Origin of the sequence: Streptomyces sp. SCPE 10, assembly GCF_051980735.1 — a bacterium.
GTDB classification, from domain to species: domain Bacteria; phylum Actinomycetota; class Actinomycetes; order Streptomycetales; family Streptomycetaceae; genus Streptomyces; species Streptomyces misionensis.
On record NZ_CP197069.1, the window covers coordinates 7607053 to 7622133 of the forward strand.

Here is a 15081-nt window from a genome sequence, read left to right on the forward strand (position 1 = left end):
GAGGAAGAGCTGTCCGTCAGCACGGGGCCACGCCACACGAAGGGGAGTTGGCTGCTATGAGACCTGCGGACTTGGGCCCACCGAGGCGGCTCACGGTGCTTGCCGCCGTGGCCTCCGTCCTGCTCGCCCTGCTGGCCGCGGTGACGAGCACGGCGCCCGCCCGGGCAGCCGGTACGGCCGGAGCGGGCTACTGGCACACGAGCGGCCGGCAGATCGTGGACGCGAGCGGGAACCCGGTGCGCATCGCCGGGATCAACTGGTTCGGGTTCGAGACATCGAACCATGTGGTCCACGGCCTGTGGTCACGGGACTACAAGAACATGCTCGACCAGATCGCCTCGCTCGGATACAACACGCTGCGCATTCCGTACTCCGACGACATCTTCAAGTCGGGCACCATGCCGGAAAGCATCGACTTCTCCGGTGGGAAGAACGCCGACCTGCAGGGCCTGGACTCGCTGGGCGTCCTGGACAAGATCGTCGACTATTCGGGCCGGATCGGTCTGAAGGTCATCCTCGACCGGCACCGGCCGGACTCCAGCGGCCAGAGCGCCCTCTGGTACACCAGCAGTGTCCCGGAGTCGACCTGGCTCGCGGACCTGAAGACGCTGGCGAGCCGGTACGCCGGCAATTCCACGGTCGTCGGCATCGACCTGCACAACGAGCCGCACGACCCGGCCTGTTGGGGCTGTGGTGACACCGGCACCGACTGGCGGCTGGCGGCCGAACGCGGCGGCAACGCCGTGCTGTCGGCCAATCCCAACATGCTGATCTTCGTCGAGGGCATCCAGACCTACAACGGCGACTCCACCTGGTGGGGCGGCAACCTGGAGGGCGCCGGCACCTACCCGGTCCGGCTCGACGTCGCCAACCGCGTCGTCTACTCGGCCCACGACTACGCCACCAGCGTCGCCAACCAGCCCTGGTTCAGCGACCCGTCCTTCCCGAACAACATGCCGGGGATCTGGGACAAGCACTGGGGCTACCTGTTCAAGAACAACATCGCCCCCGTCTGGGTGGGCGAGTTCGGCACGACGCTCCAGTCGGCCGTCGACCAGACCTGGCTGAAGGCGCTGGTCGACTACCTCCGCCCGACCTCGCAGTACGGCGCCGACAGCTTCCAGTGGACGTTCTGGTGCCTGAACCCCGACTCCGGTGACACCGGCGGCATCCTCAAGGACGACTGGTCGACGGTGGACACCGTCAAGGACGGCTATCTGACGTCCATCAAGGCCCCCGGCTTCGGCTCCGGCGGTGGCAACCCGCCCGGTGGCGGCACCGATACGACGGCGCCGTCCGCGCCGACGGGTCTGACGGTGTTGGCGACGACCAGTTCCAGCGTCTCGCTGAAGTGGACGGCGGCCACGGACAACGTGGGGGTCACGGGTTACGACGTGTACCGGGGCTCCACGAAGGTGGGGAGCACCACGTCGACGTCGTATACGGACTCGGGGCTGTCGGCGTCGACGTCGTACTCGTACACGGTGAAGGCGAGGGACGCGGTGGGCAATGTCTCGGCGGCGTCGAGCGCGGTGACGGCGACGACGGCGTCCGGCGGTGGTGGCACGCCGGGTACGGGTGCGGTGAAGGTGCAGTACAAGAACAACGACTCGGCGCCGGGTGACAACCAGATCAAGCCGGGTCTGCGGGTGGTCAACACCGGCAGCAGTGCGGTGGATCTGTCGAAGGTGACGATCCGCTACTACTTCACCGGTGACAGTGGGTCGTCCTCGTTCACCGTGTCGTGTGACTACGCGGCCGTCGGCTGTTCGAACCTGACGCAGAAGGTGGTGGCCCTCTCCTCGCCGAAGTCGGGTGCGGACCACTACCTGGAGGTCGGGTTCACCTCCGGCGCCGGGAGTCTCGCGGCGGGTGCGTCGACCGGTGACATCCAGAGCCGGGTCAACAAGAGCGACTGGTCGAACTTCAGCGAGTCCGACGACTACAGCTACGCGACCAACACCGCGTACGCCGACGCGAGCAAGGTGACCGTGTACGTGAGCGGCACCCTCGCGGGCGGCATCGAACCCTGATCTTCCCCCTGCAGGCGGCGCGTCGGTGGGCAGCCGTGCGCCGGAACACCCCACGGAAGGAAACACCGGTGAAGAAGCATCCCCCCAGGTCGCGGCTCACCCGCGGTCTCGCGGTGGTCTCGGCGCTCGCGCTGAGTTCCGCGCTGGCCATGACGCTCAACGCGCCCACCGCTTCGGCGGCCACCCGGGTGGACAACCCCTATGTGGGCGCGAAGGGTTACGTGAACCCGGAGTGGTCCAGTGAGGCCGCGGCGGAGCCCGGTGGCAGCGCGGTCGCCAACACGCCGACCGCGGTGTGGCTGGACAGCATCTCGACCATCGCGGGCACCAGCGGCAAGATGGGTCTGCGCGACCACCTGGACAAGGCGGTGTCGCAGGGCGCCAACCTGATCACGCTGGTCATCTACGACCTGCCCGGCCGGGACTGCTCCGCCCTCGCCTCCAACGGCGAGCTGGGCCCGACCGACATCGGCCGGTACGAGACCGAGTACATCGACCCGATCGCCAAGATCCTCGCCGACCCGGCCTACGCCAACCTGCGGATCGTCAACGTCATCGAGCCCGACTCGCTGCCGAACATCGTCACCAACGCGGGTGGCAGCGCCGGGTCGACGACCCAGTGCGAGACCATGAAGGCGAACGGCAACTACGAGACCGGCGTGGGCTACGCGCTCAACCACCTGGGCGCGATCCCGAACGTGTACAACTACATCGACGCGGGCCACCACGGCTGGCTGGGCTGGGACACCAACCTCGGCCCCGCCGTGGACGAGTTCTACAAGGCGGCGAACACCGCCGGCGCCACCGTCAACGACGTGCAGGGTTTCATCACCAACACGGCCAACTACTCGGCGACGGTCGAGCCGTACTTCAAGGTGAGCGACAACGTCAACGGTACGACGGTGCGCCAGTCCAAGTGGGTGGACTGGAACCAGTACGTCGACGAGCAGTCGTACGCCCAGGCGCTGCGCACCGCCCTGGTGGCGAAGGGCTTCGACTCCGGTATCGGAATGCTGATCGACACCTCCCGCAACGGCTGGGGCGGCTCCGCTCGGCCGACCGGCCCCGGCCCGACGACATCCGTGGACAACTACGTCAACGGAAGCCGGATCGACCGCCGTATCCACACCGGCAACTGGTGCAACCAGAGCGGTGCGGGACTCGGCGAACGGCCGACCGCGGCGCCCGCCGCCGGGATCGACGCCTACGTGTGGGTCAAGCCGCCGGGGGAGTCCGACGGTTCGAGCCAGCCCGTCGACAACAGCGAGGGCAAGGGCTTCGACCAGATGTGTGACCCCACCTACGGGGGCAACGCCCGCAACGGCAACAACCCGACCGGCGCCCTGCCGAACGCGCCGCTGGCCGGACACTGGTTCTCCGCCCAGTTCCAGCAGCTGCTGCAGAACGCCTACCCGCCCATCTCCGGCGGCGGCACCCCGCCTGGTGGCGGTTCGGACACGACGGCGCCGTCCGCGCCGACGGGTCTGACGGTGTCGGCGACGACCAGTTCCAGCGTCTCGCTGAAGTGGACCGCGGCCACGGACAACGTGGGGGTCACCGGGTACGACGTGTACCGGGGCTCCACGAAGGTGGGCAGCACCACGTCCACCTCGTACACGGACTCCGGGCTCACGGCGTCGACGTCGTACTCGTACACGGTGAAGGCGAAGGACGCGGCGGGCAATGTCTCGGCGGCGTCGAGCGCGGTGACGGCGACGACGGCGTCCGGCGGTGGTGGCACGCCGGGCACGGGCGCGGTCAAGGTGCAGTACAAGAACAACGACAGCGCCCCCGGCGACAACCAGATCAAGCCGGGCCTGAAGGTCGTCAACACCGGCAGCAGCGCGGTGGACCTGTCCAAGGTGACCATCCGCTACTACTTCACCAGTGACGGCGGCGCCTCCACCTTCACCGCGTCGTGCGACTACGCCGCGGTCGGCTGCTCGAACGTCACGCAGAAGGTCGTCGCCCTCTCCTCGCCGAAGTCGGGCGCGGACCACTACGTGGAGATCGGGTTCACCTCCGGCGCGGGCAGCCTCGCGGCGGGTGCGTCGACCGGTGACATCCAGAGCCGGATCAACAAGAGCGACTGGTCGAACTTCAGCGAGTCCGACGACTACAGCTACGCCACCAACACCGCGTACGCCGACGCCGGCAAGGTGACGGTGTACGTGAGCGGCACCCTCGCGGGCGGCGTCGAGCCGTAAACCGAGGCGACCGCGAAGCAACCCGGCCGCCCCGCCCCGCCCGCCCCGCTCCGGGCCGCGGCCGGGTCCCGGAGCATGGCGCCCATCAGGGTGGCGCCATGCTCCGGCCCCCTCCGCTCCCGCCGGACCGGCTCCCCGAACTCCCGCGTCCGGCGGATCCCCCTCCATTCCCTTGAGGAGAAGCCATGTCCGCCTCCGGCATATCCCGCAGGCGATTCGCCGCCGCGGTCGGCGGAGCCCTGCTCGGGGCGGCCGTCTCGCCCACGCTGGCCAGCGCGACGCCCTCGGCGAAGGCCGCCACGTCCCCGACGGCCGTCGCCGACGACCCGTACACCACGGCCTTCCTGACCCAGTACAAGAAGATCAAGGACCCGGCGAACGGCTACTTCAGCCCCGACGGCATCCCCTACCACTGCGTGGAGACACTGATCGTCGAGGCCCCCGACCACGGCCACCAGACCACCTCGGAGGCGTTCAGCTACTGGTTCTGGCTGGAGGCCACCTACGGCCGGGTGACCGCCGACTGGACGCCGTTCAACAACGCCTGGGCCACGGCCGAGAAGTACATCATCCCCACCCACAACGACCAGCCGAGCAACGGCTCCTACAACGCCGCCAGCCCCGCGACCTACATCCCCGAGTGGCCGGACGTCAACAAGTACCCCTCCGCGCTGGACAGTTCGGTCACCTCGGGCCAGGACCCGATCGCGAGCGAGCTGAACTCCGCCTACGGCACCCCGGACATCTACGGGATGCACTGGCTGCTGGACGTCGACAACGTCTACGGCTACGGCAACACCCCCGGCACCGGGGCGGAGAACGGGCCGACCGCGTCCGGACCGTCGTACATCAACAGCTATCAGCGCGGCGCCCAGGAGTCGGTGTGGGAGACCGTCCCGCAGCCGACGACCGACCTGTTCAAGTACGGCGGGACGAACGGCTACCTCGACCTGTTCGTCAAGGACAGCTCCTACTCCAAGCAGTGGAAGTACACCAACGCCCCCGACGCCGACGCACGCGCGGTGCAGGCGGCGTACTGGGCCTACCGGTGGGCCACCGCCCAGAGCAACCAGTCGGCGATCTCCGCCTCCGTCGCCAAGGCGGCCAAGATGGGCGACTACCTGCGGTACGCCCTGTTCGACAAGTACTTCAAGAAGGTCGGCAACTGCACCGACCCGAAGAGCTGCGCCGCCGGCACGGGGCGGGACTCCGAGCACTACCTGCTGGCCTGGTACTACGCCTGGGGCGGTGCGGAACCGGGCGGCGGCTGGGCCTGGCGGATCGGCGACAGCAGCGCCCACCAGGGCTACCAGAACCCGCTTGCCGCCTGGGCGCTGGCCAACGTGCCGAGCCTCACTCCGAAGTCGCCCACCGCGAAGAGCGACTGGTCCACCAGCCTCCAGCGCCAACTGGAGTTCTACCAGTGGCTGCAATCCGCCGAGGGCGCCATCGCGGGCGGCGCGACCAACAGCTGGAACGGGCAGTACGGCACCCCACCGGCCGGCACCCCGACGTTCTACGGCATGGCCTACGACTGGCAGCCGGTCTACCACGACCCGCCGAGCAACAACTGGTTCGGCTTCCAGTGCTGGTCGCTGGAGCGTGTCGCCGAGTACTACTACGTGACCGGCAACGCCACCGCGAAGGCCGTCCTGGACAAGTGGGTGGCCTGGGCCATCTCCGAGACCACGGTCACGGCCACCGACTTCAAGATCCCGGGCACCCTGAACTGGACCGGGCAGCCGGACACCTGGAACCCGAGCAGCCCGTCTGGCAACAAGAGCCTGCACGTGACGGTCGTGGACCACGGCAACGACACCGGGGTGGCCGCCGCCTACGTCAAGACGCTCACGTACTACGCGGCCAAGTCCGGCGACACCGCCTCCGCCGCCCTCGCCAAGAAGCTGCTGGACGCGATGGCGACCCTCGCCGACGCCAAGGGCATCACCACACCGGAGACCCGCACCGACTACAGCCGGTTCAGCGACCCTGTCTACGTGCCGTCCGGCTGGTCGGGCAAGATGCCCAACGGCGACCCGATCAACACCAACTCCACGTTCCTCTCCATCCGTTCCTGGTACAAGAAGGACCCGGACTGGTCCAAGGTCCAGGCGTACCTGGACGGCGGGGCGGCGCCCACCTTCGTCTACCACCGCTTCTGGGCGCAGGCCGACATCGCCATGGCCTACGCCGTGTACGCCGAGCTGATCGTCGGCACCGGGGGAGGCGGCGGCACCGGTGACACCACCCCGCCGACCGTTCCGACGAACCTCGCGGTGGCGGCGACCACGGACACCAGCGTCTCACTGACCTGGACGGCGTCCACGGACGACGTGGGCGTGGCCGGCTACGACATCTACCGGGGCACGACCCTGGCCGGCAGCGCGGTCACCACCTCGTTCACCGACTCGGGGCTCAAGGCCTCGACGGCGTACTCCTACACGGTCCGGGCGAAGGGCGCCGCGGGCAACGTGTCGGCGGCCTCCGGCGCGGTCACCGCCACCACCAAGGCCGGATCCGGCGGCAACCCCACCGGGTCGGTCAAGGTGCAGTACAAGAACAACGACTCCGCGCCGGGCGACAACCAGATCAAGCCGGGCCTGAAGGTGGTCAACACCGGCACGAGCCCGCTGTCCCTGTCCGCCGTCACCCTGCGCTACTGGTTCACCGGCGAGAGCGGCGCGAGCGGCTACAGCACCTGGTGCGACTACGCGGCGGTCGGCGCCTCCAACGTCACCCAGAAGGTGGTGGCCGTCTCCTCGCCGAAGTCGGGTGCGGACCACTACCTGGAGATCGGGTTCACCTCAGGCGCCGGGAGCCTCGCCGCGGGCGCGTCGAGCGGTGACATCCAGTGCCGGATCAACAAGAGCGACTGGTCGAACTTCAGCGAGAGCGACGACTACAGCTACGGGACGAACACCGCCTACACGGACGCCACCAAGGTGACCGCGTACGTCAACGGCACCCTCGCGTGGGGCACCGAGCCCTGATCCGCCGAGAAAGAAGGAGACCACACATGCTGTCATCGTGGAGACGGCTGCGCGCGGCCGCCTGGGCGGGCGCCATGGCCGTCCTGCTGCTCGGCGCGCTCATGGCCGTCGGCCAGCCGGCGTCGGCCAGTACGACGACGGACTGTACGCAGTGGGGGACCACGTCCGTGAAGGGCGGGGAGTACATCTACCAGCAGAACGAATGGAACTCGTCGGACACGCAGTGCGTGAGCGTCGACGACGCCACGGGCGCGTGGACCGTCACCCAGGCGAACCTCAGCGTGCCCACCAACGGCGCCCCGGCCACCTACCCGTCGATCTACAAGGGCTGCCACTGGGGAGCCTGCACCACCGGCAGTGGACTGCCCATCCAGGTCAGTCAGCTGGGCAGCTCGACCACCTCCTGGTCGACCACGCAGCCGGCGTCGGGCGCCTACGACGTCGCGTACGACCTCTGGTTCAACTCGACGCCGACCACGGACGACCAGCCGGACGGCACCGAGGTGATGATCTGGCTCAACAGCCGCGGCGGCGTCCAGCCCTTCGGCAGCAAGACCGCCACCGCGAACGTCGCGGGCCACGGCTGGGACGTGTGGACCGGCCAGCAGACCTCCTGGAAGATCATCTCCTATGTCCTCCAGGGCGGCGGGACCTCGTTCAGCAACCTCGACGTCAAGGCCCTGATCGACGACGCGGTGGCGCGCGGCTCCATCAACCCCGCGCACTACCTGATCGACGCCGAGGCCGGCTTCGAGATCTGGCAGGGCGGCCAGGGCCTGGCCAGCAACAGCTTCTCGTTCTCCGCGAGCCAGAAGGGCTCCGGTGGCGGTGCGGATACGACGGCGCCGTCCGCGCCGACGGGTCTGGCGGTGTCGGGGACGACCAGTTCCAGCGTGTCGTTGAAGTGGACCGCGGCCACGGACAACGTGGGGGTCACCGGGTATGACGTGTACCGGGGGTCGACGAAGGTGGGCAGCACCACGTCGACGTCGTATACGGACTCGGGGCTCACGGCGTCGACGTCGTACTCGTACACGGTGAAGGCGAGGGACGCGGCGGGCAATGTCTCGGCGGCGTCGAGCGCGGTGACGGCGACGACGGCGTCCGGCGGTGGTGGCACGCCGGGTACGGGTGCGGTGAAGGTGCAGTACAAGAACAACGACTCGGCGCCGGGTGACAACCAGATCAAGCCGGGTCTGCGGGTGGTCAACACCGGCAGCAGTGCGGTGGATCTGTCGAAGGTGACGATCCGCTACTACTTCACCGGTGACAGTGGGTCGTCCTCGTTCACCGCGTCGTGTGACTACGCGGCCGTCGGCTGTTCGAACCTGACGCAGAAGGTGGTGGCCCTCTCCTCGCCGAAGTCGGGTGCGGACCACTACCTGGAGGTCGGGTTCACCTCCGGCGCCGGGAGTCTCGCGGCGGGTGCGTCGACGGGTGACATCCAGAGCCGGGTCAACAAGAGCGACTGGTCGAACTTCAGCGAGTCCGACGACTACAGCTACGCCACCAACACCGCGTACGCCGACGCGAGCAAGGTGACCGTGTACGTGAGCGGCACCCTCGCGGGCGGCACCGAACCGAACTGACGAGGAGACAGCGGTGAGATCCCTTCTGCATCCCGTGCGTGGCGGGGGGCTGGCGGTCGCGCTGGCCACTCTGGCCACCGCCGGACTCGGCCTGCTCGCCGTCGGAGCCGCTCCGGCCGCCGTCGCCCAGGGCGCCACCCTGGACCAGCTGGCGCAGGCGCAGGGCCGCTACTTCGGCTCCGCCACCGACAACTCGGAACTCAACGACTCGTCCTATACCGCCGTCCTGGGCAGCGAGTTCGGCTCGATCACGCCCGGCAACTCGATGAAGTGGGACACCACGGAGCCGTCGCAGGGCCAGTTCAACTTCAGCGGCGGCGACGCGATCGTCTCCTTCGCGCAGGCCCACAACCAGCAGGTGCGCGGCCACAACCTGGTCTGGCACAGCCAGTTGCCCGGCTGGGTGAGCAACCTTCCGGCCGGCCAGGTGCAGGCGGCCATGGAGAACCACATCACCAAGGAAGCCTCCCACTACAAGGGCAAGGTCTACGCCTGGGACGTGGTCAACGAGCCGTTCAACGAGGACGGCACCTACCGGACCGACCCGTTCTACAACGCCATGGGCAAGGACTACATCGCGGACGCGCTGCGGACCGCGCACGCCGCCGACCCTGGCGCCAAGCTGTACATCAACGACTACAACATCGAGGGCAGCGGCGCCAAGGCCGACGCCATGTACCAACTGGCCAGCGATCTGAAGAAGCAGGGCGTGCCGCTGGACGGCATCGGCTTCCAGGGGCACCTCGCGATCCAGTACTCGTTCCCGTCGAACATGCGGCAGAACCTCCAGCGCTTTGCCGACCTCGGGCTCGACGTCGCGTTCACCGAGCTGGACGTGCGTATGCAGATGCCCGCCGACAGCACCAAACTGGCGACCCAGGCCGACTACTACCGTCAGGTGACCAACGCCTGTCTCGCCGTTTCCCGGTGTGTCGGCATCACCGTGTGGGACTTCGACGACAAGTACTCCTGGGTGCCGAGCACCTTCCAGGGAGAGGGCGCTGCCTGCCTCTACGACGAGAACCTGCAGCAGAAGCCCGCGTACGCCGCCGTCCAGACCGCCCTCGGCGGCAACCCGCCCGGTGGCGGTTCGGACACGACGGCGCCGTCCGCGCCGACGGGTCTGGCGGTGTCGGGGACGACGAGTTCGAGTGTGTCGTTGAAGTGGACGGCGGCCACGGACAATGTGGGGGTCACGGGTTACGACGTGTACCGGGGGTCGACGAAGGTGGGGAGCACCACGTCGACGTCGTATACGGACTCGGGGTTGTCGGCGTCGACGTCGTACTCGTACACGGTGAAGGCGAGGGACGCGGCGGGCAATGTCTCGGCGGCGTCGAGCGCGGTGACGGCGACGACGGCGGCCGGCGGTGGTGGCACGCCGGGCACGGGTGCGGTGAAGGTGCAGTACAAGAACAACGACTCGGCGCCGGGTGACAACCAGATCAAGCCGGGCCTGAAGGTCGTCAACACCGGCAGCAGTGCGGTGGATCTGTCGAAGGTGACGATCCGCTACTACTTCACCGGTGACGGCGGTGCCTCCGCCTTCAGCGCGTGGTGTGACTACGCCGCGGTCGGCTGCTCGAACGTCACGCAGAAGGTGGTGGCCCTGTCGTCGCCGAAGTCGGGTGCGGACCACTACCTGGAGGTCGGGTTCACCTCCGGCGCGGGCAGTCTCGCGGCGGGTGCGTCGACCGGTGACATCCAGAGCCGGATCAACAAGACGGACTGGTCCAACTTCAACGAGAGTGACGACTACAGCTACGCGACCAACACCGCGTACGCCGACGCGAGCAAGGTGACGGTGTACGTGAGCGGCACCCTCGCGGGCGGCGTCGAGCCGTAGACCGGGAACAGCCGCCAGAGAACACCCCGCCCGGCAAGCCGTCCAGGTCTGCCGGGCGGGGCCAGTCGTGCCGGCCAAGGCAGGCGCCACCTGCCGGCGGCGGGGGAGCGGCTCAGCCGGTCACCACGGTCAGACCCGCCTCGGCGGCCGAGCCGAAGCCGTCGTCCACGGCCACCACGTCCCGCCCGGCGGCGTGCAGCACGGAGGCGGCGATGGCGGCCCGCATCCCGCCGGCGCAGTGCACCCACACGGTGCCCGCCGGTACCTCGTCCAGCCGCTGGTGCAGCTGGTGGATCGGGATGTGCACGGAGCCCGCTATGTGCCCGGTGGTCCGCTCCGAGTCGCGGCGTACGTCCAGGACGACGACGCCGTCCGTGCCGCGCTCGGCCAGGCCCGCGAAGGTGCTGCGCGGGAAGGAGACGAGGGCTTCCCCCTCGGCCACCCACTCCTGTGGCGCGCCGGTCGCCGCGGCCGCGGGCCGGTCGATGCCCACCCGGACCAACTCGCGCTGGACGGAAGCAAGTTGCGCAGGGGACTCGGCGAGCAGGGTCACCGGCTTGCCCCACGGGATCAGCCAGGCGAGATACGTGGCGATCTTGCCGTCGGCCTCGAAGTTGAAGGATCCGGCGACATGGCCCTCGGCGAACGCCACCCGGTTGCGCAGGTCCACGACCCACTCGCCGGCCGCGAGCCGGGCGGCGATCTCCCGGGCGTCGGCGACCGCCGGCGAGGTGAGGTCCACGGGCGCCGGACCGGCGGCGTTGGCCGGACCCATGTGCGTGTAGTAGGCGGGGATGTCGTCGAGCTCGGCGAGCAGCCGGGCCACGAACGAGTCCACGTCGGTGGTGAGCGCCGCGTTGACCGACTTCTCCTTGCCGATGGTGGTGGCGTCGCCCTCGGCCTGCGCTGAGGAGCAGAAGCTGCCGAAACCGTGCGTCGGCAGCACCGACGTCTCGTCCGGCAGCTCCGCGGCGAGCCGGTGCGCGGAGGCGTGCTGGGCCCGGGCCAGCCGCTCGGTCAGCCGGGGCTCGACCAGATCGGGCCGGCCCACCGTGCCGATCAGCAGGGAGCCGCCCGTGAACGCCGCCACCGGGCGCCCCTGCTCGCGCAGCACATAGGAGGTGTGGTGCGGGGTGTGGCCGGGAGTGGCGACCGCGCTCAACTCCAGATCGCCCTCGACGGTGACGGTGTCGCCGTCGGACACCGGCACCCGGACGAACGAGACCCGCGCCCCGGCTGGCACCAGGTAGGCGGCGCCCGTCAGCCGGGCCAGCTCCAGACCGCCGGAGACGTAGTCGTTGTGGACATGGGTCTCCACCACGTGTGTGACCCGGACCCCGCGCCGCGCCGCCGCGGCGAGTACCTGGTCGACGTCGCGCGGCGGGTCCACCGCCACGGCCGCCTCCCGCCCGCCGGCCAGATAGCTGCGGTTGCCGAGGCCCTCCAGCTCGATGGTGTCGATGAAGAACACGGAGTCACTCCCTTTGCCGAATTACCCCCCGGGGTATATCCAATGTAACACGAGTACCCCGGGGGGTATTCCGGCCTCGTGTCGTGCCCGGCCGACGGCGGATCGGGCCGGGCGGTCGCAGGCGGCCGGTCACAGGCGGCCGGTCAGCATCCCGTGCCAGTAGATCTGCGGGAGCAGGTACCGCTTGAAGACCCACATGTCGCGCCGCTCCTTGAAGGTGTCGATCAGCGGGAAGGTGGGGCAGGGCTCGAGGTCGTAGTCGAACTCGGCGAGGAGCATCCGGTCGCGGGCGGTCACCAGCGGGCAGGAGGTGTGGCCGTCGTACCGGTGCTCCGGCCGCCTGCCGCGCATGGCGTCGAGCAGGTTGGCGGCCACCACCGGGGCCTGCTTGCGCACGGCCGCGCCGGTCTTCGAGGTCGGCAGATCGGCCACGTCGCCGAGCGTGAACACCTCGGGATGGCGCGGGTGCCGCAGGGTGTGCCGGTCCGCGGCGACGAAACCCTGGGGGCTCGCGGGGTCGGCGAGCGGGCCGCTCTTGACCCAGTCGGGCGCGCTCTGCGGCGGCACGGCGTGCAGCAGGTCGTAGGAGACGATCTCCTCGCGGCCGCTCCCGTGGTCGGTGATCACGACCTCGCGCCGGTCGCCGTGCACGGCGGTCATCTCGGACCGCAGCCGCACCTCGATGCCGTACCGGTCGGCCACCTGCTCCAGGACGCGGCCCCACTCGGGCACCTTGAACAGGGTGGCGTCCGGTATCACGAGGATGACCCGGATGCGGCCCAGGACCTTGCGCCTGCGCCAGTGGTCGGCCGCCAGGTAGGCGATCTTCTGTGGCGCCCCGCCGCACTTCAGCGGGGTGGCCGGGTGGGTGAAGACGGCCGTGCCGGAGCGCATGTTCCTGATCAGGTCCCAGGTGCGCGGGGCGTACTCCGGCGCGTAGTTGCTGCACACCCGGTCGTGGCCCACCGCCTCCGCGAGACCGGGCACGGCGTCCCAGTCCAGTTGCAGCCCGGGGGTCATGACCAGGTACTCGTAGGCGAGTTCCGCGCCCCCGGAGAGGGTGACCGTGCGCGCGTCGGGGTCGACGGCGAGGGCGTGCCGGCGTATCCAGCGCACGCCGTCCGGTATGACCGCGGCCTCGGCGCGGCGGGTGCTGCGCAGGGTCGCCTGGCCGCCGCCGACCAGGGTCCACAGGGGTTGGTACCAGTGGCTGTCGGAGGGTTCGACGAGTGTGACGTCCCGGACGCCGGCGCGGCGCAGACGGGCGGCGACGCTGATGCCGGCGCTGCCGCCGCCGATGACGACGACGCGGTGCCGGCCGGCGATCGTCTCGTCGCTGGAGAGGGGACTGGCGACCATGGTGGAGGTCCTTCCCTTCCGGCCCTGAGGCCCGTTTGGTTGCCTGCTCAAATACCCCGGGGGGTTTGGGTGAGGCCGAAGTTAGAGCGACGCGAGGGGGAGGGTCAAATACCCGGGCGGGTATTTGCCCGAGAGGCAAGGTCCGCACCGCCAACGCCTGACGTCGACCCTTACGGGCCGCCCCCAACCCCCTCCGGCCTGCTCACCCGGGGCTCATCCCGGCCGCGGTCGCCGGACGCCCGGTACCGGCAGGGCGTGCGGTTGGTCCGGCAGCGCGTGGGCGACGACGACCGCGCCGACGCTGACGTTGCTCATGCCGCGAGGGGTGCGGGCCCCGGACCGCGGCGGCAACCGTCCTCGCCGACCGGGGCGTTCACGGATGAAGCACAAGTGATGACGGTGACGGGGCTGGCCGATCCGCGCGGCTGTCTGCCATCATCTCGTGGCACCACCTGCACAGCCGACACACAAGAAGCCTGGCCATCCGCAGGAGGCTCCCCATGAAGGTCCGCTCCGCAGTGACCGCACTCGCCCTCGTCGTCGCCCCCGGCATCGCCGTCGTCGGCACCGCCACCGACGCCTTCGCCGTCACCAAGATCAGCCAAGCCACGGCGACCCAGATGTTCCGCGACGTCGGCATCACCTGGTCCTCGTCCGGCAACTGCTCCGACCGCAACAACTCGACCTGTACGTCGTTCGACCAGCTCAACCTGGCCACCGCCCAGGGCGCCCAGACCCTCAAGCGGGCCAGCGGCTGCGCCCTGAACATCACCGGCGGCACCGAGACCGGCCACGCCTCCGGCACGTACTCCCACTGGAACGGCTACAAGCTCGACTACGGCAAGAACACCTGCGTCACCAACTACATCAAGAACAACTTCAGTTACTCGGGCCTGAGAGGCGACGGCTACCCGATGTGGACCTCGGCCTCCGGCAACGTCTACGCCGACGAGGGAAACCACTGGGACGCCCTCTACTACAACTGCGGCGGCTGCTGACCCGTACCCCGACGGCGGGTCAGGGCGCACCCGGACCCGCCGGTCAGCCGTCGACGTCCGCCTCGGCCATGTGTGCCAGCACCGCCTCGACGACGGCCTCGGGGGGCGGGCCCGCGTCCACCGTGACGCCCCGCTCGTCCGGCTCCAGCGGTTCCAGCGTCTCCTCCTGCGACTCCAGCAGCGTGCGCGGCATGAAATGGCCGGCGCGCTCGCTGAGGCGCCGCCCCACCACCTCGTGGCCGGCCGTCAGATGGACGAAGAAGGCGTCCGGACAGGCCGCCCGCAGCGTGTCGCGGTAGCGGCGGCGCAGCGCGGAGCAGGGCACCACACCGCCCGTCGCCGCCTCGTCGCGCTCGCGCAGCCAGTCGGCGATCGACTCCAGCCAGGACCGCCGGTCGGCGTCCGTGAGCGGCACACCGGCCGACATCTTGGCGATGCTCTGCGGCGAGTGGAAGTCGTCCGCCTCCGCGAACGGCACCTCCAGCCGCCTGGAAAGCAGCCGGGCCACCGTGGTCTTGCCCACCCCGGCCACCCCGATCACGACGACACACGGCGGCCGTCGCCCCGGTTCACGACGCATCGCGTCTC

General features: G+C 69.6%; 8 protein-coding genes and 2 pseudogenes. 7 read left to right on the forward strand and 3 right to left on the reverse strand.

What is annotated here, in order from left to right:
- Positions 1-56 precede the first annotated feature (56 nt).
- The 6 genes and pseudogenes from ACSP97_RS34515 (at position 57) to ACSP97_RS34540 (ending at position 10665) form a co-directional block, all read left to right on the forward strand.
- On the forward strand, positions 57-2033 hold the full coding sequence (locus ACSP97_RS34515; RefSeq protein ID WP_440555827.1) for a cellulase family glycosylhydrolase: 1977 nt from the start codon (positions 57-59) through the stop codon (positions 2031-2033).
- Positions 2034-2182: 149 nt separating this feature from the next.
- Entirely contained in the window at positions 2183-4240 is a 2058-nt protein-coding gene (locus tag ACSP97_RS34520) for a glycoside hydrolase family 6 protein (RefSeq protein WP_358682559.1), read from the forward strand.
- Between the two features lie 185 nt (positions 4241-4425).
- The gene (locus tag ACSP97_RS34525) at positions 4426-7230 is read left to right on the forward strand and encodes a glycoside hydrolase family 48 protein (RefSeq protein ID WP_440555828.1); all 2805 of its coding nucleotides are present in this window, start codon (positions 4426-4428) and stop codon (positions 7228-7230) included.
- A gap of 101 nt (positions 7231-7331) precedes the next feature.
- Positions 7332-7973 (forward strand): annotated as a pseudogene (locus tag ACSP97_RS34530) (GH12 family glycosyl hydrolase domain-containing protein); the annotation flags it as partial.
- A gap of 69 nt (positions 7974-8042) precedes the next feature.
- Positions 8043-8819, forward strand: a pseudogene (locus ACSP97_RS34535) (cellulose binding domain-containing protein); the annotation flags it as partial.
- A 13-nt stretch (positions 8820-8832) separates the two neighbouring features.
- Positions 8833-10665 carry an endo-1,4-beta-xylanase gene (locus ACSP97_RS34540; protein ID WP_440555829.1) on the forward strand — a complete coding sequence of 611 codons (1833 nt, stop codon included), beginning with the start codon at positions 8833-8835 and terminating at the stop codon, positions 10663-10665.
- Between the two features lie 112 nt (positions 10666-10777).
- Here the strand turns inward: ACSP97_RS34540 and ACSP97_RS34545 are convergent, their stop codons facing one another.
- Positions 10778-12136 (reverse strand): MBL fold metallo-hydrolase, encoded by a 1359-nt coding sequence (locus ACSP97_RS34545; protein ID WP_440555830.1) that lies wholly within the window; start codon positions 12134-12136, stop codon positions 10778-10780.
- A 129-nt stretch (positions 12137-12265) separates the two neighbouring features.
- Complete coding sequence (locus tag ACSP97_RS34550) at positions 12266-13495, reverse strand: FAD-dependent oxidoreductase (protein WP_440555831.1); 1230 nt, start codon at positions 13493-13495, stop codon at positions 12266-12268.
- A gap of 500 nt (positions 13496-13995) precedes the next feature.
- Between ACSP97_RS34550 and ACSP97_RS34555 the strand changes: the two genes are divergently transcribed.
- Positions 13996-14493, forward strand: coding sequence for a hypothetical protein (locus tag ACSP97_RS34555; RefSeq protein WP_355151145.1), 498 nt, complete (start codon positions 13996-13998; stop codon positions 14491-14493).
- A gap of 43 nt (positions 14494-14536) precedes the next feature.
- On the opposite strand, the gene ACSP97_RS34560 is transcribed toward ACSP97_RS34555, so the two are convergent.
- Entirely contained in the window at positions 14537-15073 is a 537-nt protein-coding gene (locus ACSP97_RS34560) for a gluconokinase (protein WP_440555832.1), read from the reverse strand.
- Positions 15074-15081: the final 8 nt, after the last annotated feature.

Coding starts and splice junctions, on each gene's coding strand:
- ACSP97_RS34515 (WP_440555827.1), top strand. CDS start 57: ATGAGACCTGCGGACTTGGGCCCACCGAGGCGGCTCACGGTGCTTGCC.
- ACSP97_RS34520 (WP_358682559.1), top strand. CDS start 2,183: ATGACGCTCAACGCGCCCACCGCTTCGGCGGCCACCCGGGTGGACAAC.
- ACSP97_RS34525 (WP_440555828.1), top strand. CDS start 4,426: ATGTCCGCCTCCGGCATATCCCGCAGGCGATTCGCCGCCGCGGTCGGC.
- ACSP97_RS34550 (WP_440555831.1), bottom strand. CDS start 13,495: ATGGTCGCCAGTCCCCTCTCCAGCGACGAGACGATCGCCGGCCGGCAC.
- ACSP97_RS34555 (WP_355151145.1), top strand. CDS start 13,996: ATGAAGGTCCGCTCCGCAGTGACCGCACTCGCCCTCGTCGTCGCCCCC.
- ACSP97_RS34560 (WP_440555832.1), bottom strand. CDS start 15,073: ATGCGTCGTGAACCGGGGCGACGGCCGCCGTGTGTCGTCGTGATCGGG.